At 66.4% G+C, this 18,672-nt stretch carries 17 protein-coding genes; 6 read left to right on the top strand and 11 right to left on the bottom strand.

Features of this window, described 5'->3' with window-relative positions:
* Window positions 1–21: 21 nt before the first annotated feature.
* The 4 genes from sufB to pepN all read right to left on the bottom strand — a co-directional run bounded on the left by sufB (window position 22) and on the right by pepN (window position 5,440).
* Window positions 22–1,503, bottom strand: coding sequence for a Fe-S cluster assembly protein SufB (gene sufB / locus N825_RS24710; protein WP_037458032.1), 1,482 nt, complete (start codon window positions 1,501–1,503; stop codon window positions 22–24).
* Window positions 1,487–1,996 carry an SUF system Fe-S cluster assembly regulator gene (locus N825_RS24705; RefSeq protein ID WP_051512957.1) on the bottom strand — a complete coding sequence of 170 codons (510 nt, stop codon included), beginning with the start codon at window positions 1,994–1,996 and terminating at the stop codon, window positions 1,487–1,489. The genes sufB and N825_RS24705 overlap by 17 nt, the downstream gene beginning before the upstream one ends.
* 409 nt (window positions 1,997–2,405) lie before the next feature.
* Window positions 2,406–2,723 (bottom strand): HigA family addiction module antitoxin, encoded by a 318-nt coding sequence (locus tag N825_RS24700; RefSeq protein WP_037458030.1) that lies wholly within the window; start codon window positions 2,721–2,723, stop codon window positions 2,406–2,408.
* 35 nt (window positions 2,724–2,758) lie between these two features.
* Complete coding sequence (gene pepN / locus N825_RS24695; protein ID WP_037458029.1) at window positions 2,759–5,440, bottom strand: aminopeptidase N; 2,682 nt, start codon at window positions 5,438–5,440, stop codon at window positions 2,759–2,761.
* A gap of 226 nt (window positions 5,441–5,666) precedes the next feature.
* Between pepN and N825_RS24690 the strand changes: the two genes are divergently transcribed.
* The 3 genes from N825_RS24690 to N825_RS39115 all read left to right on the top strand — a co-directional run bounded on the left by N825_RS24690 (window position 5,667) and on the right by N825_RS39115 (window position 7,371).
* Window positions 5,667–6,674, top strand: coding sequence for a hypothetical protein (locus N825_RS24690; protein ID WP_051512954.1), 1,008 nt, complete (start codon window positions 5,667–5,669; stop codon window positions 6,672–6,674).
* Window positions 6,675–6,799: 125 nt separating this feature from the next.
* On the top strand, window positions 6,800–7,231 hold the full coding sequence (locus N825_RS36890; RefSeq protein WP_051512951.1) for a hypothetical protein: 432 nt from the start codon (window positions 6,800–6,802) through the stop codon (window positions 7,229–7,231).
* A complete protein-coding gene (locus tag N825_RS39115) occupies window positions 7,228–7,371 on the top strand; it encodes a hypothetical protein (RefSeq protein WP_157619522.1) in 144 nt (47 codons plus the stop codon). Before N825_RS36890 ends, N825_RS39115 begins: the two co-directional genes overlap by 4 nt.
* Window positions 7,372–7,470: 99 nt before the next feature.
* Here the strand turns inward: N825_RS39115 and N825_RS24680 are convergent, their stop codons facing one another.
* The 7 genes from N825_RS24680 to N825_RS24650 all read right to left on the bottom strand — a co-directional run bounded on the left by N825_RS24680 (window position 7,471) and on the right by N825_RS24650 (window position 15,626).
* The gene (locus N825_RS24680) at window positions 7,471–8,733 is read right to left on the bottom strand and encodes an RNA polymerase sigma factor (protein WP_037458028.1); all 1,263 of its coding nucleotides are present in this window, start codon (window positions 8,731–8,733) and stop codon (window positions 7,471–7,473) included.
* A gap of 1 nt (window position 8,734) precedes the next feature.
* On the bottom strand, window positions 8,735–9,115 hold the full coding sequence (locus N825_RS24675; RefSeq protein ID WP_037458026.1) for a YciI family protein: 381 nt from the start codon (window positions 9,113–9,115) through the stop codon (window positions 8,735–8,737).
* 81 nt (window positions 9,116–9,196) lie between these two features.
* Window positions 9,197–9,610: a response regulator gene (locus tag N825_RS24670; RefSeq protein ID WP_084165038.1), complete on the bottom strand. Its 414-nt coding sequence runs from the start codon at window positions 9,608–9,610 to the stop codon at window positions 9,197–9,199.
* Between the two features lie 66 nt (window positions 9,611–9,676).
* Complete coding sequence (locus N825_RS36885) at window positions 9,677–11,062, bottom strand: PAS domain-containing sensor histidine kinase (RefSeq protein ID WP_051512949.1); 1,386 nt, start codon at window positions 11,060–11,062, stop codon at window positions 9,677–9,679.
* 283 nt (window positions 11,063–11,345) lie between these two features.
* Window positions 11,346–12,077 carry a Bax inhibitor-1/YccA family protein gene (locus N825_RS24660; RefSeq protein ID WP_037458024.1) on the bottom strand — a complete coding sequence of 244 codons (732 nt, stop codon included), beginning with the start codon at window positions 12,075–12,077 and terminating at the stop codon, window positions 11,346–11,348.
* Window positions 12,078–12,299: 222 nt separating this feature from the next.
* The gene (locus tag N825_RS24655; RefSeq protein ID WP_037458022.1) at window positions 12,300–14,825 is read right to left on the bottom strand and encodes an ABC transporter permease; all 2,526 of its coding nucleotides are present in this window, start codon (window positions 14,823–14,825) and stop codon (window positions 12,300–12,302) included.
* Window positions 14,826–14,858: 33 nt separating this feature from the next.
* Entirely contained in the window at window positions 14,859–15,626 is a 768-nt protein-coding gene (locus N825_RS24650) for an ABC transporter ATP-binding protein (RefSeq protein ID WP_051512947.1), read from the bottom strand.
* A gap of 40 nt (window positions 15,627–15,666) precedes the next feature.
* On the opposite strand from N825_RS24650, the gene N825_RS24645 reads away from it, so the two are divergent.
* The 3 genes from N825_RS24645 to N825_RS24635 are packed head-to-tail and all read left to right on the top strand — an operon-like array spanning window position 15,667 to window position 18,621.
* Entirely contained in the window at window positions 15,667–16,383 is a 717-nt protein-coding gene (locus N825_RS24645; protein ID WP_063833920.1) for an arylesterase, read from the top strand.
* Window positions 16,380–17,531 carry an FIST signal transduction protein gene (locus N825_RS24640; RefSeq protein ID WP_157619521.1) on the top strand — a complete coding sequence of 384 codons (1,152 nt, stop codon included), beginning with the start codon at window positions 16,380–16,382 and terminating at the stop codon, window positions 17,529–17,531. Before N825_RS24645 ends, N825_RS24640 begins: the two co-directional genes overlap by 4 nt.
* A gap of 46 nt (window positions 17,532–17,577) precedes the next feature.
* Complete coding sequence (locus N825_RS24635; RefSeq protein ID WP_037458019.1) at window positions 17,578–18,621, top strand: NADP(H)-dependent aldo-keto reductase; 1,044 nt, start codon at window positions 17,578–17,580, stop codon at window positions 18,619–18,621.
* Window positions 18,622–18,672: the final 51 nt, after the last annotated feature.

Below are 18,672 nucleotides of genomic sequence, written 5' to 3'. Positions count from 1 at the left end.
CGTTTCGTTATCCCCGGAAGGTCAGCCGACGCTGCCTTCCAGGCTGATGCCGACCAGTTTCTGCGCCTCGACCGCGAATTCCATCGGGAGTTCCTTCAGGACCTCCTTGCAGAAGCCGTTGACGATCAGCGACACGGCGTCCTCGGAGGACAGGCCGCGCTGCTGGCAATAGAACATCTGGTCCTCGCTGATTTTCGCCGTGGTCGCCTCGTGCTCGACGCGGGCGCTGCGGTTCCGGCTCTCGATGTACGGAACCGTGTGCGCGCCGCACTTGTCGCCGATCAGCAGGCTGTCGCACTGCGTGAAGTTGCGGGCGCCATCCGCCTTCGGCAGGATCTTGACCAGACCGCGATAGGTGTTCTGCGCCTTGCCGGCCGAGATGCCCTTCGACACGATGGTGGACTTCGTGTTCTTGCCGATGTGGATCATCTTGGTGCCGGTATCGGCCTGCTGGCGGTTGTTGGTGATCGCGACCGAGTAGAACTCGCCGACCGAGTTGTCGCCCTGCAGGATGCAGCTCGGATATTTCCAGGTGATCGCCGAGCCGGTCTCGACCTGCGTCCACGAGATCTTCGAGTTCTTGCCGCGGCAGGCGCCGCGCTTGGTCACGAAGTTGTAGATGCCGCCTTTGCCGTTCTCGTCGCCCGGATACCAGTTCTGGACGGTCGAGTACTTGATCTGGGCGTCGTCGTGGGTGATCAGTTCGACCACTGCGGCGTGCAACTGGTTCTCGTCGCGCTGGGGCGCCGTGCAGCCTTCCAGGTAGCTGACATAGCTGCCCTCGTCGGCGATGATCAGCGTCCGCTCGAACTGGCCGGTGTTCTTGGCGTTGATCCGGAAATAGGTCGACAGTTCCATCGGGCAGCGGACACCCTTGGGAATGTAGACGAACGACCCGTCGGTGAAGACGGCGGAGTTCAAGGTCGCGAAGTAGTTGTCCGAATAGGGCACGACCGAGCCCATGTACTTCTTGACCAGCTCGGGGTGGTTCTGGACCGCCTCCGAAATCGGACAGAAGATGATGCCCTTCTCCTCCAGGTTCTTCTTGAAGGTGGTCGCGACCGAGACGCTGTCGAACACGGCGTCGACCGCGATGGACGGGCTATCCCCCGCGCCCTCGACGCCGGCCAGGATCGCCTGCTCCTTCAGCGGGATACCGAGCTTGGCGTAGGTCCTCAGCAGTTCGGGATCGACCTCGTCCAGACTCTTCGGCTTGTTCGCCACCTTGGGCGCCGAGTAATAATAGGCGTCCTGGTAGTCGATCGGCGGATAGCCCAGCTTGCCCCAGTTCGGCTCCTCCATGGTCAGCCAGTGGCGATAGGCCTTCAGGCGCCACTCGAGCAGCCATTCCGGCTCTTCCTTCCGCGCCGAGATGAAACGGACGGTGTCCTCGCTCAGGCCCTTGGGGGCGGTGTCCGACTCGATATCGGTGAAGAAGCCGTACTTGTACTTCTGTTCCGTAACGGCCCGGACCTGTTCGGCGGTTTCAAGCGTCGCAGCCATGCTTCTCTCCTAGTTCCCTCGTAGTCCGTCCGGTCCGACGGTTATCGATTGTCATTTCGGGTATTCGATCCGGCGGCGGGATGAAGGTCGGCACCGCCGACATATCCGCCAGCGTCACCCCTTCCAGGGCGTGGCGCACCGCGCGGTTGACCTTGTCCCAATTGCCCCGCATGGGGCACAGGCTTTCGACATCGCAATGTCCCTCGGCGCCGTCGACGCAGGCCGTCAGGGCGATCGGCCCATCCACCGCGCTGATGATCTCGGCGATCGAGATCCCCTCGGCGGAACGGGTCAGCCGATAGCCGCCGGTGGCGCCGCGATGACTGTCCATCAAGCCGGCGGGAGCCAGCAATTTCATGAGCTTGGCGACGGTGGGAGCCGGCACGCCGGTGCGCTCGGCCAATTGGGGAACGGTCTGCACGCAATCGCCGTCACGCGCCATGCGCGCCATCACGACAACCGCGTAATCCGTCAACTTGCTGAGCTTGATCATTTCAGCGCCCCAATCCGTACCAATCTGGTACTGATTAAGTGATGAGCGGACGGTGAAAGTCAAGGCGGAAGGCGACGCTTCGAGGCCCCATCATAGGCCTTTCAGCCATGTCCGCGAAAGACCCAGCGTAAACGTGGGGCTTTCCAGCCTGCGACATTCCGCCGCTGTGGGAACGCGGGCTGGGAAGGCGCTGTCGAGTTCCATTCGCGATAGTGGAAAACGCGGTAATCGAGGACCGAGAGCGCCGGTGACCTCGTCCGCGGCATGCGCGAGGACAACCGTTATTGACCTACCGCCCGGACAGCCCCTTCCGAGTGGCGGCGCTCATCATCGTCGCGGCGGCCAAGTGGGTCCAGCATCGCGGCTTTCGCCGCAAGCCAGCCGCTCATCGAATTTGGTGAAGGATGCGTCACGCGGCCCGATGATGAAGCGTCAAGGAGGGTATCGCGGCGATCAAATCACCAATCTCCTCCTGCGCCTTCTTGATTTCATATAGGCTTTGAAGATTGGTCCAGTATCTCGGATCGGTATCGAACGCCTTGGCGAACCGAAGCGCCATCGGAGCCGTGACACGGCGCTCGCCCCTCAGGATCTCCACCATCGCGTTTGGCGGCACACCGACGTGCTCGGCGAACCGCCGCGCGCTCAATCCAAGGGCCTCAAGATCGTCACGTAGGATCTCACCGGGATGAATTGGGGAGAGCCTGTCAGTTACCGGAAAGCTCATGTCATGCCTCGCTCAAGAGTGATCGATGACAGGCATCAAGCCCCCTCCAGGCTCTTCGAGGCGATCTCGAAGACGTCGCGGGACAGGCCGGGTGTCTGGACGATGCGTTCCAGTTCGGCGCGCATCAGGGCTTGGCGCCGGGGGTCGTATTTGCGCCAGCGGGCGAACATCTTGACCATGCGCGACGCCACTTGCGGGTTGAGGGCGTTGAGCGTCAGCACCTGATCGGCCAGGAACCTGTAGCCACCGCCGCCGATATCGTGGAAGCGCACGGGGTTGCCGCCGGCGAAGCCGCCGATCAGGGCGTAGACCTTGTTCGGGTTGCGGATCTCGAAGGCTGGATGGCCGAGCAGGGCCTTGACCTCCTCCAGCGTCCCGGGCCGTTCCGACATGGCCTGGATCGAGAACCACTTGTCGACCACCAGCGGTTCGTCCTTCCACAGATCGTAGAAGCGCCGCAGGGCCACCTCGCGCTGGGGCAGGTCGGTGTCGGCGAGGCAGCCCAGGGCCGCTATCACGTCGGTCATGGCGTGGGCGTTGTGGAACTGGCCGACGCACAATTCGACCGCTTCGGTCCCCTCCCTCCCGGACTCCTCCAGGGCCATCAGGTAGCCGAGCGCCAGGTTCTTGAGGCTCCGGCGCCCGATCGCCGCCGCGTCGATCGCGAACGGCTCGTTGCCGCCCAGCGCGCGGTGGGTCGCGATCAGGTCGTCGCGCAGCGCCGTGGCGATGGCGCGGCGGCAGAAGGCGCGGACCTCGTGGATGCCGTCCACATCGATCACCGGCATCTGCTGGCCCAGATAGCCCTCCGACGGCAGGGTCAGAGCCTGCGCCGCGAAGGCTGGGTCGAGCGTCGGGTCCTTCAGGATCTTGCCGAACGCGGCGATGAAGCCCGGCGACAGCTCCAGCGGTCGGCCCGCCGCCCGGTCGGCGACGAGGTCCAGCATCAGCCTGGTCGCCAGCGTCTGCCCGGCCTCCCAGCGGTTGAAGGCGTCGCTATCGTTCGCCATCAGGAAGGTCAGGTCGTCGACGCCGTGGGGAAAGCGCAGCTTGACCGGGGCCGAGAACCCGCGCAGCAGCGACGGCACCGGCGCTTCGGCCACGTCGACGAAGTCGAAGACCTGCTCCGCCTCCATCACGTCGAGCACGCGGGAGGTCCCGGCCGGCGCCGCCTCACCGGCCAGCCGCAAGGGCATGTCCGCCCCCGACGGGTCGAGCAGCCCCAGCGCCAGGGGGATGTGGAACGGCTGCTTGACCGGCTGGCCCGGCGTCGGCGGGCAGGATTGCCGCACCGTCAGGCGATACGTGCGCGCGGCGGCGTCATGCGCGCCGGTCACATCCAGTTCAGGCGTGCCGGCTTGGGAGTACCAGCGGCGGAATTGGCCGAGATCGACCGAGGTCGCGTCCGCCATCGCCGCCACGAAGTCGTCGCAGGTGACGGCTTGGCCGTCGTGGCGTTGGAAATACAGGTCCATGCCCTTGCGGAAACCGTCGGCGCCCAGCAGCGTGTGGATCATCCGCACGACCTCGGCGCCCTTCTCGTAGACCGTCGTCGTGTAGAAGTTGTTGATCTCGATATAGCTGTCCGGCCGGATCGGGTGGGCCATCGGCCCGCTGTCCTCGGGGAACTGCGCCGCGCGCAGGCGTTGCACGTCGGCGATCCGCTTGACCGGACGGGAATGCATGTCGGACGAGAATTCCTGGTCGCGGAACACCGTCAGCCCCTCCTTGAGGCTGAGCTGGAACCAGTCGCGGCAGGTCACCCGGTTGCCGGTCCAATTGTGGAAATACTCGTGCGCCACAACCGCCTCGACGCCGAGGAAATCGGTGTCGGTCGCGGTCTCCGGCTTGGCCAGGACGTATTTGGTGTTGAAGACGTTGAGACCCTTGTTCTCCATCGCCCCCATGTTGAAGTCGCCGACCGCGACGATCATGAAGATGTCCAGGTCGTATTCCAGGCCATAGACCTCCTCGTCCCAGGTCATCGACTTCTTCAGCGACGCCATGGCGTGGTCGCACTTGTCCTGGTTCCCCGGCTCGACGTAGATGCGCAGCGCCACGGTCCTGCCCGACTTGGTGACGTGGGTGTCCTCGATATGGACCAGCACGCCGGCGACCAGCGCGAACAGATATGAGGGCTTGGCGAAGGGATCCTCCCAGGATACGGTGTGGCGGCCGTCCGCCTCCATCTTGGACGCCGCGACGAGGTTGCCGTTCGACAGCATCACCGGATATCTCATCGCGTCCGCCGTGATGGTGGTGCGGTAGCGCGCCATCACGTCCGGGCGGTCCAGGAAATAGGTGATCTTGCGGAAACCCTCCGCCTCGCACTGGGTGCAGAAGTTGCCGCTGGTCCGGTAGAGCCCCGACAGCGAGGTGTTCTCCTGGGGCCTCAGCTCCGTCACGATCTCGAGGATGAAGTCCGCCGGCGGGTTCGGCAGGGTCAGGCTGTCAGGCCCGACCGAGTATTCCGACGGATCGAGCGCGCGGCCATCCAGCGCGACCGAGACCAGCCGCATGTCCTGCCCGTCGAGCACCAGGGGGCCGCCCCCGGTGGCGGAGGCGGGGGCAAGGGCGGGATTGGAGCGCATCGCGAGCTTCGACTGGACGCGCGTGACATCCTCGCCCAGGTCGAAGGCGAGATCGACCGTGTCGATCAGATAGGGCGGCGGCGCGTAGTCCTTCAGATGGATGGCCTGAGGGGCGTTCTTGTCCATGTCCGGGTCTCGTGCTTGCTCTGTGTCGGGCGGGGGTTCCGACGGGTTATGACCGCATCCTAACAGGGTGTTCGGTCGATTGTCGCATGCCGTCTGGACTGGTCGGGCAAGCCAGATTCCCTGCCCTCGCTTTGGCCTTATCCTTAAAGCCTTGCTTCCCGTGACGCCGATGGCGTTGTATAAGTGAGGTTATGGTTACCTCTATCGGACGGATCGAATTCAGGCCATGACCGCGGCTGACCAGCTTCCGCAGGCGAACGGCGTCACGTCGGTGGACGATACCGACTCCGATGACCGTAGCCAGACCTTCAAGTTCGAGCACAAGGTCTTCTCGATGGAGGGTGGTTGTTTCTCCTACGTCAAGAACACCCAGGAAGCGGCGTTCCACTTCCCCCTCGGCGACCTGAAGGGGTCGATCGCGATACCGGTTCTGCGCTCCGAATTCGATCTCAGTCCCGAGACCAAGGACGGCAAGCTGCTCGGCATCGTCGAGAAGTCGCTTCGTTTCGTGCGGGAGATCCGGCCCAACGATTCGATCCCCCACGAGTTGCTCGACGGAACCGCGTCGTGGACTGTCGAGGAGAAGCACCACACCATCGCCCGCAATCGCCTGACCATGCAGCTCGTCTCGTGGCTGACCGGCGGCGAGACCCTGATGGTCGACATGGCGCAGCTGGAGCAGCTGGCCGACGACCCGCAGACCAAGCTCCGCGTGCAGGAGGCGTTCGCCCGCGCCGCCGAGAAGCTGGGCATCGGCGCGGACCGCAAGCAGGAAGTCGTCGACATGATCGACAAGCTGGCCCGCGAGCTGTCCTACATCGAGGCGCTGCGCGACCGGTACGGCAGGGTTCAATACATCAACGCGCAGCTGGCGATCCTGTCGAAGCTGTACAAACGGGAACCCGGCGTGCGGAACGAGATCTTCCGCATGCAGATCCTGATCCGCCCACCGGTCGCCGATTTCGACACCATGTTCACCCAGGCCGACGCCCAGACCGGCGAGATCCTGGCGGTGCTGCGCAACATCGGAGCCCAGACCAAGTTCATCCGCGAGACGCGCGACGAACTGCATCACCGCCTGATGCTGTGGGACGAGATGATCGTCCCCTGGTCCAACATCACGGTCGAACGCTCGGCCGAGATCGAGGCGCTGCTGAAGGACACCTACCGGTTCCTGGCTCGCAACTTCGCGATCAGCAACGACTGGCCGCTGACAGGCCGGCGTGGCCGCTGATCCACCGCTCCACGAAAAAGTGTTATGCGGCCCATTTTTGGGCTTGATATGCGGACGATAGGGGCGCACTATACTGCCCATATTCGGACCGCACAGCACGGCCCGCCACTCTCAAGGGGTCCGTCATGCAGTTCCGCGAACGCCGCCGCGTCATCCAGGTCATCCGCACCGTCTACGATCCCGCCGTCAAGCGCGGCCGGTCCGAGGTGGTGGGGAAGATCGACAAGGACGCGCTGGGCGTCCCGGAAAAATTGCGCAAGGCCTGTACCCAGGCCGAGTTGACGGAGATCGAGGACTGGCTGGCACGGCGGGAAACCACGCTGAGGACCGAAACAATCCGGGACGATACCGGGGCGCTCTCCGAACGGATGCGCCATGCCGCCGATTACTTCCGGGAACACGCCACCGGCTCCACGGGCGATGAGCAGGCCGCCGTTCACGCGGCGGATATCTGGCTCGCCTGGGATGACCTGAAGAAAGCCATGCGCAAAGCGGGATACCCACAATCCAAGCTGGCCGAAGACAAAAAAAACCAAAAAGAAAGGGGTTCATCATGACCACGCAGCAATTCGCGTCCGAGTTCCTCCCGTCCATGAGCGACTGCCGCCGCGGTTTCGACCGGGTGGAGCTGGGCCTGGAGATCGCCCTCGGGTTCAGCGTCCTGACCCTGCTCGTGGTGCTGTTCTCCGGGATCTGAGGACCTGGAAAGCTCCACCGCCGGGGATGAGGCCGGCACGCCGGTCCCCAGCCATCGTGGAAGCCCGTCCGGTGACGCGCTTCCACGATGAGGCGGACGTCAATCCGGAATGGTCGCGGGATTTTCCAGGGTCAGCTGGTCCAGATGGGATCGGATATGCGCGGCCTCCGCCGCGGTGTTCGCCAACGCCATCGCCCGGTCGAACGCGACCCGCGCCTCCTCCGCCCGGCCAAGCCGCGCCAGGAAGGCGCCCCTCACCCCGAAGAAGTGGAAGTAACCGGCCAACCTGGGCGCCAGCGGTTCGATCATGTCGAGCGCCGCCTGGGGACCCTTGGTCTTGGCGACCGCGACCGCCCGGTTGAGTGTGACAACGGGGGACGGTTGAAGCCTTTCAAGCGTCGCGTAGAGCAGGTCGATTTGCGTCCAATCCGTCTCCTCCGGACGGACCGCGCGGGCGTGGAGCGCCGCGATCGCCGCCTGCACCTGATAGGGTCCGGCTTGCCGGTGGCGGATCGCCTTGTCGATCAGCGCCAGCCCCTCCGCGATCATCCCGGAACTCCACAGGGAGCGGTCCTGATCCTCCAGCGTGACGATCGATCCGCCCGCGTCGAACCGCGCCGGCGCCCGCGCGTGCTGCAACAGCAGCAGCGCCAGCAGGCCCATGATCTCAGGCTCGCCCGGGAACAGGCGGAGCAGCAGCCGCGCCAGCCGGATCGCCTCGTCGCACAGCGGCGCCCGCCGCGGCGTGTCGGCGGCGCTGGTCGAATATCCCTCGTTGAAGATCAGGTAGACCATGGTCGACACGGCGGTCAGACGCTCGGCCCGCTCCTCCGGTCCCGGAGCCTCGAAGGGAACGCCGGCGCCCGCGACGCGGCTCTTGGCCCGGGTGATGCGCTGCTCCATGGCGCTTTCGCCGACCAGGAAGGCGCTGGCGATCCGCTTGACCGGCAGGCCGCTGACGACCCGGAGCGCCAGCGCCACCTGCTGGGTCGTGGGAAGGTCGGGATGGCAGCAGATGAACAGCAGGCGCAGGATGTCGTCGCGGTACCGCGAGCCGTCCAGCCGTTCGGCGAGATCGGCCTCGGCGTCCTCCAGGTCCGAGAACGCCTCGTCCGGCGGCAGGGGCCGCTGTTTGCCCTGGCGCCGGACCTGGTCGATCGCGGCGTTCCGCCCGACGAAGATCAGCCACGCGGTGGGATCGCGCGGCGGCCCATTGCGCGGCCAATTTCCCAAGGCTCGCAGGCAGGCTTCCTGGAAAGCCTCCTCCGCCGTATCCAGGTCCCGGAAATAGCGGAGCAGGGCGCCGAGCGCCTGGGGCCGCGCGGCGGTCAGCGCCGCGTCGATCCAGGCGGGGTCGGTCACCTCAGGCCCCCTCGCCGGTCGCGGTCCCGGGGAGGAACACGGACAGCGGACGAAGCTCGTAGGCGCCCGCCGAACTGCTGGCCCGGGCGAGGTCGCTGGCCGTCTCGACCGCCTCCTCCAGGGAGGCGCACTCGACGATGTAGAAACCCAGCAGCTGTTCCTTGGTCTCGGCGAACGGGCCGTCGATCACCAGCGGTTCGCGGCCCTTCCTGACCGTCGTGGCCGCCGTGGTCGGCAGGAGGCGGGCGACGGGCCCAAGCCTCCCCTGATCGGCCAGCTTCTGGCGGACGACCGCCAGCTTGGCCATGGCGGCGGCCTCCTCCTCGGGTGACCAGGAGCAGACGACGTCTTCGGAATCGTAGCAGAGGATGGCATAGAGCATGCGTGGTCCTTTCCCATTCTCCCCAAGGACGCGGCGGCATGCCCGGAGCCGACGGGCGGCTGAAAAAAAGCGCCGCCGCGTTCAGCTTGTTCCGGCGAATCCCGCCAGCGATCGCTCGATGTCCTGGATGGTGTAGGGCTTGCGGATCCTGGGATAGTCCGCCAAGTGGGCCGGAACGCTGAGCCCCCTGTCGTAGCCGGAGGCGAAGACCAGGGCGATGCCGCGTCCGCTCAGCACCTCCGCGATGGGATAGACGAGTTCTCCCGCCACGTTGATGTCCAGGATGGCGCCATCCAAGGGTTCCGAGCGGGCCAGGGCCAGACCGCGGGCGACCTTCGCCACCGGACCGATCACCTCGCAGCCGGCGGACAGGAGCATATCCTCCAGATCCATGGCGACCAGGGTCTCGTCCTCGACCACGAGGATGCGGCGGGCGGTTTTCCGGAGCCCGGCGCGCTGGTTGTCGGGAGGACTGGGCTGGGAGGATGTCGGCACGGGGATCGGAGAAGCCTGCGCTGGTTGTCGGGCGGTCCAGGGCCGCGACCATACCCTAGCGGCGGCTCAGGGGGAAGGGAGCACCCGTTCGGCGGGCAGACGGACGGTGACCCGCGTGCCGATGTCCAGGTCGCTCTCCACCGACAGGTCACCGCCATGGAGATCCACCAGCGTGCGGACGATCGACAATCCCAGCCCGGATCCTTGGACACCCGCCGTCCCACAATTGCTCGCCTGGCTGAAAGGCTCCAGGACCGTCGCCAGCTCACCCGCCGGGATTCCGATGCCGGTATCGGCGACGACCAAGCTGACCCCGTCGTCGCGGTCGCGTTCGATCGACAACTCCACGGCGCCGCCGGGCGGCGTGTATTTGACGGCGTTGCCCAGCAGGTTGACCAGCACCTGCTTCAATGCCCGTTCGTCACCGCGCACGCGCGGCGGCCGCTCCATCCGGAGGGTGAGCGAGACGCCTTTCCGCGCGGGGCGGTCGCCCAGCAGCTGGACGGCGCCGGCGGCCAGTTCCGGCAGGTCGATCTCCCGTTCGGCCAGGGTGTAGCGGCCACTCTCCGTCCGCGCCAGTTCCAGGATGCCGTCGATCAGGCCCAGCAGATGCCGTCCGCTGACCTCGATGTCCTGGCAGTACTCATGATAGCGGGGAGATCCCAAGGGGCCGAAATATTCACCCCGCATCACATCGGCGAACCCGATCACCGCCGTCAGGGGCGTCCGCAGCTCATGGCTCATCAGGGCCAGGAAGTCGGATTTGGCCCGGTTCGCGGCCTCCGCCGAGATCCGCGCGGTCTCGGCTTCCGCCCGGGCGTGCTCCGCCGTGTCCCGGGCATCCTCCAGCGCGTCGCGCGCCTCCGCCAGTTCGCGCTCGTGCGCCAGCCGCTCCGTCACGTCGACGCCAATGCCCCACCCGCCGGGATAGTCGGCGATGGCGAAGTCGCGGGCGATGCAGGAGATGGCGATGGTGCGGACCTCCCCATCCTTGCAGGTGATCCGGCGTTCCCAATCGCGGCACCACAGGTTCGATCGCCGGAAGGTCTCGGCGGTCGCCCGACGGTAGTCGGGATCGGGCAACAACCGCTCCAGGATCCCCGGATCGCCGATCGCCTCGGCGGCGGTGTAGCCGGTTATCCGCTCGGCCTCGCGGTTCCACAAGGCCAGCCGCGAGTCCTCGTCCAGCGCCAGGACCATGACCGGCATGTTCTCCAGCATCACCAACAATCGGGCCTGATCCTGGCGCAGCGCCGCCTCGGCATGGGTGGCGGCGCCGATGTGGCGGATCAGGGCGTGCAGCGACAGGGACGTGATCAGGATGAAGGCGAAGCCCTTGATCGTCTGCGCCAGGGTCAGCGTCCCTGGGTCATCGATCATCAGGGCGAGCAGGTGGTCGGACGCCAGTATCCAGAACCCCGCCGCCAGCGCGTAGGCGCAGGACGCGTGCAATGCCCTGCTTCGGCCGGATCGACTGATCCACCGTTCCTTCCGCGACCTGGAGAGGCGGGGAGAACCGCCTAGCGCGACCATCGCCCGTCAAACATGCGTCCTATCCTTCGTGATAGTCCTTCTGTCCAATAGTCTAATATACCGACCCGTTCGAGGAAAGTCCCACCGCGCGGATTCGTCCGCGATCGCCAGTCCGCGATCACCGGCGCGCACGAAAAAACCCGGGCCAATGGCCCGGGTTTCCCGTGCGGTCCCAATCGCTTGGGGCCGTATGTCGGATGGCTTATTCGCGGTTGCCGAACAGCTGGAGCATCATCATGAACATGTTGATGAAGTTCAGGTAGAGCGACAGCGCGCCCATCAGGGCCATCTTGCCGAGCGACTCGGAGCCGTAACCCTCGTTGTACTGCTCCTTGATGCGCTGGGTGTCGAAGGCGGTCAGGCCGGTGAAGACCAGGACGCCGATGACCGACACCGCGAACTGCAACGCGGAGGAGCCAACGAAGATGTTGACCACGCTGGCGATGACGATGCCGATCAGGCCCATCATCAGGAACGAGCCCATGCCCGACAGGTCACGCTTCGTCGTGTAGCCCCACAGGCTCATGGCCCCGAACGTCGCGGCCGAGATGAAGAACACCCGGGCGATGCTGGCTCCGGTGAAGACCAGGAAGATCGACGAGAGCGACAAGCCCATCACCGCGGCGAAGGCCCAGAAGGTCATCTGCGCCGTCGACATCGACATGGAGTGGATCTTGGCCGACAGGAAGAAGACGAAACCCAGCGGCGCCAGCATGACCACCCACTTCAGCGGGGAGCCATAGATCGCCTGCGCGAAAGCCGGGTTGGACATGGCCAGCATGGCCGTCGCGAAAGCCACCACGCCGGTCACGCCAAGACCAACCATCATGTAGTTATACACGCTCAGCATGTGCTGACGCAGGCCTTCGTCGTACTGGGCCTGATCGATCGCGCGGCCGGGGGTCGCGTACCGATTGAACAGTCCGTTTGCCATGTGGTCCTCAATCCCAAAGTTGCCCGAAGTTCGGATACCTCGTGATCAAGGATATTGGGGAGATGTCCGAGCAATTCAATCAAAATCGGACTCGCCCGAAATCGCCGCCCACCCGTGTAACCCTTTGAGGGGTATCGATTTATCCGGCCAAACACCCGCTACGCGCGAGCCATCGTTTTAATCCCGGAAATATTCCGGCCCGATTTGGATCGCCGTGGTTCGTCAGTCGTTCCTCAACAGGGGTGCCGCCGGCTGGCCCAGGGCCCGCCACGTGCCGACGAAGCCGAAAGCCAGGGTGATCGCGGTGCAGAGCGCCGCCGTCACCAGCACGGCCGACGGCAGGAAGGTCCATTCCCAGTCCATCACGCGGGTCAGCACCGCCCAGGCGGTCGCCGTGCCGATCACGCCGGAGATCGCGGCCGTGATCAGTCCCAGCAAACCGTATTCGACCAGGAAGGCCTTCAGCACGTCGGCGCGCGTGGCGCCCAGCACCTTCAGCACGACGGCGTCGTAGACCCGGCGCCGGTGCCCGGCGGCGACGGCACCCGCCAGCACCAGGGTGCCCGCCAGCAGCGTGATCGCCGCCGTGACCCTGACGGCGGTCCCGATGTTGCCCAGCAGCTCGTTGACGGTATCGAGCGCGTCCTTGACCCTGACCGAGGTGATGTTGGCGAACCGGTCGGTCACCGCGCGCTGGATCAGGGGTTCGGCCTCCGGCGTGGCGCGGACGGTCGCCAGGAAAGTCTGGGGCGCCCCGTCCAGCACGCCGGGAGAGAAGATGATGGTGAAGTTGATGTTCATGGTCGAGAAGTCGATCGCCCGGATGCTGGCGACCTCGGCCGTGATGTCGCGGCCCAGCACGTTGACCGTGATCTCGTCACCCAGCTTCAGCCCGAACGCCTCGGCGATGTCTGAATAGATCGAGACCAGCGGCTTGCCCTTGTAGTCCTCCGACCACCACTCTCCTTGCAGGATATCCGCGTCGACCGGCGGGGCGGCGGAATAGGTGATGCCGCGGTCGCCGCGCAGCACCCAGGCGTGCTCCATGTTGATGATCGCCTTCTCGGCCTCGACCCCCTTGGCCTTGCTGACCCGGCCGCGCAGCATCGGAACCTCGCGAAGGTCGGCGGTGCCGGGAATGCCCAGCACCGTGGCGTTGAAATCGGCCCGCTGGTTCGGCTGGATGTCGATGAAGAAATAGGCCGGCGCGTCCCGGGGGATGCTCTCGTTGACGCGGGCGGAGAAGTTGCCCTCGATCAGGGCGATGGCGACCAGCACGGTCAGCCCCAATCCCAGCGACAGCACGACGCTGCCGGTCGGATTGCCCGGCCGGTGGAGATTGGCCAGCGCCAGCCGGAAACCGGGATGGCGCGGCCGGCCGACCCGCGAGGCCGCCCAGACCACGCCCTGCGCCGCCGCCCGGAACGCCAGCAGCGTGACGAAGGCTCCCCCGACGAACCACGCGGCGAACAGCTTCTCCTGCGCGGTCAGGATCGCCAGCGCCGCCAGCGCCACGCCGGACAGCACGCCCGCCACCAGATAGACGCCGCGCGGACGGCCCGACGCCGGCGAGATCACGTCGCGGAACAAGGCGCCGGCCGGCACCTCGCGCGCCCGTCCCAAGGGCCACAGCGAAAACGTCAGCGCGGTCAGCAGGCCGAACGCGCCGGCGATGGCGAGGCCGCCGGGGTAGACCCCGATCCGCGCGGTGATCGGCAGCACGTTCGCCAGCACGGCGCCGGCGACCAGCGGAGCGATGGCGCCGATCACCAAGCCGAGGAATATCCCGAGCGAGGCGAGGATGAGGATCTGGATCAGATAGGCCTGGAACACCAGCGAACCGGGGGCGCCCAGGCATTTCAGCGTCGCGATGGTCTCGACCTTGCCGTCGAGATAGCTGCGGACCGCGTTGCCGACACCGACGCCGCCGACCAGCAGCGCCGTCAGCCCGACCAGCGTCAGGAACAGCGTCAGGCGGGTGATGAACCGTTCGATCTGCGGTGCGGCGTTGGTGAAGTCGCGCACCCGCCAGTTCTCGTCGGGGAAACGCGACCGAAGGTCGGCCAGCCACGCCTGGAGATTGGTGCCGGAATCGAGACCGATCCGGTAGTTCCAGTAGATCATGCTGCCCGGCTGCATCAGCCCGGTGCCGTCCAGGGCGTTGAGGTCGATCAGCAGGCGTGGTCCCAGCGTGAATCCGCCGCCGCCGGCCCGGTCCGGCTCGCGCAGGATGACGTCCCGGATCTGGAACGTCGAGTCGCCGACCTTGACGCTGTCGCCGACCTTGACGTCGAGCCGCTGGTTGACCGTCTCCTCGACCACGGCGCCCCAAACGCCGTCGCGCCGACTGATGCCGTCGGGCAAGGATCCCCCCGCGCGGAGCGTGAAGTCGCCGTAGAGCGGATAGGTCCCGTCGACCGCCTTCAGCTCGACCAGGGTGGAACGGGCGCCATCGTCGCGCCGGGCCATGGCGCGGGTCTCCGCCGCGACCGAGACGCGGCCCTGGCCATCGAGCCAGGCGCGTTGCGGTTCACCCAGCGGCGTGTAGATCACGCGGAGCGCCACGTCGCCGCCCAGGATCGCCTTGCCGTCGGCCCGCAGGCCTTCGATGATGCCGCCCGACAGCGACTGGACCGTCGCGATGGCGGCGACGCCCAGGGTCAGGCAGGCGAGGAAGATCCGGAACCCCTTGAGGCCGCCGCGCAACTCGCGCCGCGCGATGGTCCAGGCGATTTTCAGGGAGGTCATCGAAAGGCCCAGGTTGAAGGCGCGATAAGGATGTCAGGCACCGGAGGCGCGGACGGGGCGAAGGCCGGTATCGTGACCCCTATCCGGGCCAGCCGATTGATCGGTCACGCTTTCGATCCGGCCATCCGCGACGCGGACCGCTCGGTCGCAGCGGGCCGCCAGACCGGTGTCGTGGGTGATCAGGACCAGGGTGGCGCCGCGATGGGCGGCCAGATCGAACATCAGCTTGATGACCTGCGAGCCGGTCTCGCCGTCCAGGTTGCCGGTCGGCTCGTCCGCCAGCAACAGCGACGGTTCGGACGCGAAGGCGCGGGCCAGCGCCACGCGCTGTTGCTCGCCGCCGGAAAGCTGGCCGGGATAATGGGTCACGCGATGCTTCAGGCCAACCGCCTCCAAGCCTTGGCGGGCGCGGTCGAACGCGTCGGACAGCCCCGCGAACTCCAGCGGGATCGCGACGTTCTCCAGCGCCGTCATGGTCGGGATCAGGTGGAACGCCTGGAACACGATGCCGACATGCTCGCGCCGGAACCGCGCCAGCTTGTCCTCGTTCAAGGCGCCGAGATCATGGCCGGCAACCCTGACCAAACCGCTGGTCGGCCGCTCCAGGCCCGCCATGATCATCATCATGGTGGACTTGCCCGAACCCGACGGACCGACGACGCTGACGGTCTCGCCACGCCTGACGGTCAGATCTATGCCTCGCAGGATGTTGACGGGACCCGCCGCACTGTCCAGCTTTAGGTGTACGTCGGCGAGTTCGACGATCAGATCATCCCGGAAAGCAGCATCGGACTTCGCCATGGGTCTTCCAGACATTCGTGACAGCTCATGCGGATATGGCATGTGCCGCCGGCTTTTCAACGCAGGTGCGAAAGGCGCCATGCGGATGGGCGCGGTGGCGGGGCTGGCGCTTTTGGCGCTTTCGCACCCCGTCCTAGCCGCCGAGCCGGGCAAGGCGGCGGTCAAGATCCTGGCCTTGGGCGACAGCCTCACCGCCGGTTACGGCCTCGCCGAGTCCGATGGGTTCACCCCGCGCCTGCAACGGGCGCTCCGCGACAAGGGCTATGAGGTCGAGGTCATCAACGCCGGCGTGTCGGGCGACACCACGGCGGGTGGCAGGGCGCGGCTCGACTGGGCGCTGGCCGACCAGCCCCAGGCCGCCATCGTCGAGCTTGGCGCCAATGACGGCTTGCGCGGCATCGACCCGGCCTCGACCCGCGAGAACCTGGACGCCATCCTGGCGACCTTGAAGGAGCGCGGCGTTCCGACGCTGCTGGCCGGCATGTACGCGCCGCCCAATCTCGGCCGCGACTACGGCGATCGCTTCAACGCGATTTACCCGGAGCTCGCGGCGAAATACGATGTGCCGCTCTATCCGTTCTTTCTCGAAGGCGTCGCCCTCGACCGGAACCTCAATCAGGAGGATGGCATGCATCCCAACGCCCAGGGTGTCGCGATCGTCGTGAAGGGCATCCTGCCGCATCTGATGGATCTCCTGGACGAGATCACCAGCGCCGACACCCCCGCCGACACCTCGAACGGGGATATCAAGGGATGAGCGGGATGGACGCCCCGACCGGGGCCCGCTTCGCCGCGGCGTCGGCGACGGGCGAGGACTGGCGCGCGACGGTCAAGGCCTGCCTCGACAAGCTCGGACCGGTCGACGGCTGCAATCTGGGTTTCCTCTACATCTCCGACGCGCTGGCGGCCGACGCGGTCAGCATCGTGACGCTGATGCGGGGCGTGACGGGGGTCAAGGACTGGGTCGGCACCGTCGGCATCGGCATCTGCGCCAGCGGCCAGGAGATGTTCGACCGCCCGGCCATCGCCGTGATGACCGCCCAATTGCCGCCGGGCAGCTTCCACCTGCCGGCGCCGATCACCGAGAGCATCGAGGGGTTCGAGCCCGAGACGGTGGAGTGGCTGAAGGCCCACGCTCCCGTGCTGGGGCTGGTCCATGGCGACCCGCGCAACCCCCAGACCCACGAGATCATCCCCGAACTGTCCGACGCGCTCGGCGGTTTCCTGGTCGGCGGGCTGACCTCGTCGCGGACCAATTACGGCCAGTTCGGCGGCAGGCCCGGCACCGCGCCGGTGATCGAGGGCGGCGTGTCGGGCGTGCTGTTCTCCAGCGAGGTCAAGGTCGCGACCGGCCTGACGCAGGGCTGCACGCCGATCGGTCCGGTCCACAAGATCACGCGGGCCCAGAACAACATCATCGTCGAGATCGACGGACGGCCGGCGTTGGAGGTCTTCAAGGAGGACATCGGCGAGTTGCTGGCGCGCGACCTGCGCCGGGTCGCCGGCTACATCTTCGCGGCCTTGCCGATCACAGGCTCCGACACCGGCGACTACCTCGTGCGCAACCTCGTCGGCATCGATCCGGAACATGGGCTGATCGCGATCGGCGACATGGTCGAACCCGGCCGCACCATCATGTTCGCGCGCCGCGATCTGGCGAGCGCCCAGGCCGACCTGGAGCGCATGCTGGGAATGATCAAGAAGCGGCTGAACGGACCGCCGCGCGGCGGGGTTTACGTCTCGTGCCTGGCGCGTGGACCGGCCCTGTTCGGCGACGACAGCCAAGAGCTGAAGGCGATCCGGGACGAGCTGGGGGACTTTCCGCTGGTCGGATTTTTCGCCAATGGGGAGATTTCCCACAACCGGCTTTATGGCTATACCGGAGTGCTGACACTCTTCCTATGAAGCGACCTTCCCGACGTTCCGGGGGGCGCCAACCTCAAGGTTTCGCATGGAATACCGCCGTTTGGGCCGCACCGACGTGCAGGTCAGCGCCATTTGCCTGGGCACGATGACCTGGGGCCGCCAGAACACCGAGGCCGAGGGCCACGCCCAGATGGACTACGCGCTGGAGCGCGGCGTCACGTTCTGGGACACCGCCGAGATGTACGCGATCCCGCCGATCGCGGAGAGCTATGGCTCGACCGAGAAGATCATCGGCTCATGGTTCGCCAGCCGCGGCGGACGCGACCGCGTGTTCCTGGCGAGCAAGGCGATCGGCTACTCCCCCGTGGGCCATCCGTGGGTCCGGGGCGGCAAGGCCAAGCTCGACCGCGACAATCTGGTCGCCGCCGTGGAGGCCAGCCTGACGCGGCTGCGGACCGACCACATCGACCTCTACCAGCTCCACTGGCCCGACCGGACCACGACCCGCTTCGGCGGACGCGGCTTCAAGATCGCCGACGATCCCGAGGCGACCCCGATCGACGAGACCCTGCGGGCGCTCCAGGACCTGATCGCCTCCGGCAAGATCCGCCATGTCGGCCTGTCCAACGAGACGCCCTGGGGCGCCATGACGTTCCTGCGGCTGGCCGACGAGTTGGGCCTGCCGCGCGTCGTCAGTGTGCAGAACCCCTACAACCTGGTGAACCGCACCTACGAGGATGGTCTGGCCGAGGTCTCGGTGCGGGAGGAGTGCGGCTTGCTGGCCTATTCGCCACTGGCCGGCGCGACCCTGACCGGCAAATACCTGGACGGTCAAATCCCGGCGGGGACCCGCCGCTCGCTCGACCACCGCAAGTCGCGCTACGACACCGTCAACGCCGATGCCGCCGTCCGGGCCTATCTGGACATCGCCCAGCGCCATGGGCTGGACCCGGCCCAGATGGCGCTGGCCTTCGTCACCCGTCAGCCCTTCGTCACCTCGAACATCATCGGCGCCACCTCGATGGAGCATCTGCGGACGAACATCGATTCGTTCGACATCATCCTGTCCGACGAGGTGCTGAAGGAGATCGACGAGGTCCACGCCCGCCTCCCGAACCCCTGCCCCTGATCACTTTCACCCGAGTCCCCCATTCCTGAACAAGCACCCCACGACGCCGCC

The organism is Skermanella stibiiresistens SB22 (assembly GCF_000576635.1).
Taxonomy (GTDB): Bacteria; Pseudomonadota; Alphaproteobacteria; order Azospirillales; family Azospirillaceae; genus Skermanella; species Skermanella stibiiresistens.
The sequence above is the reverse complement of the archived record's forward strand: the minus strand, read 5'-3'. Positions and strand labels throughout refer to the sequence as shown.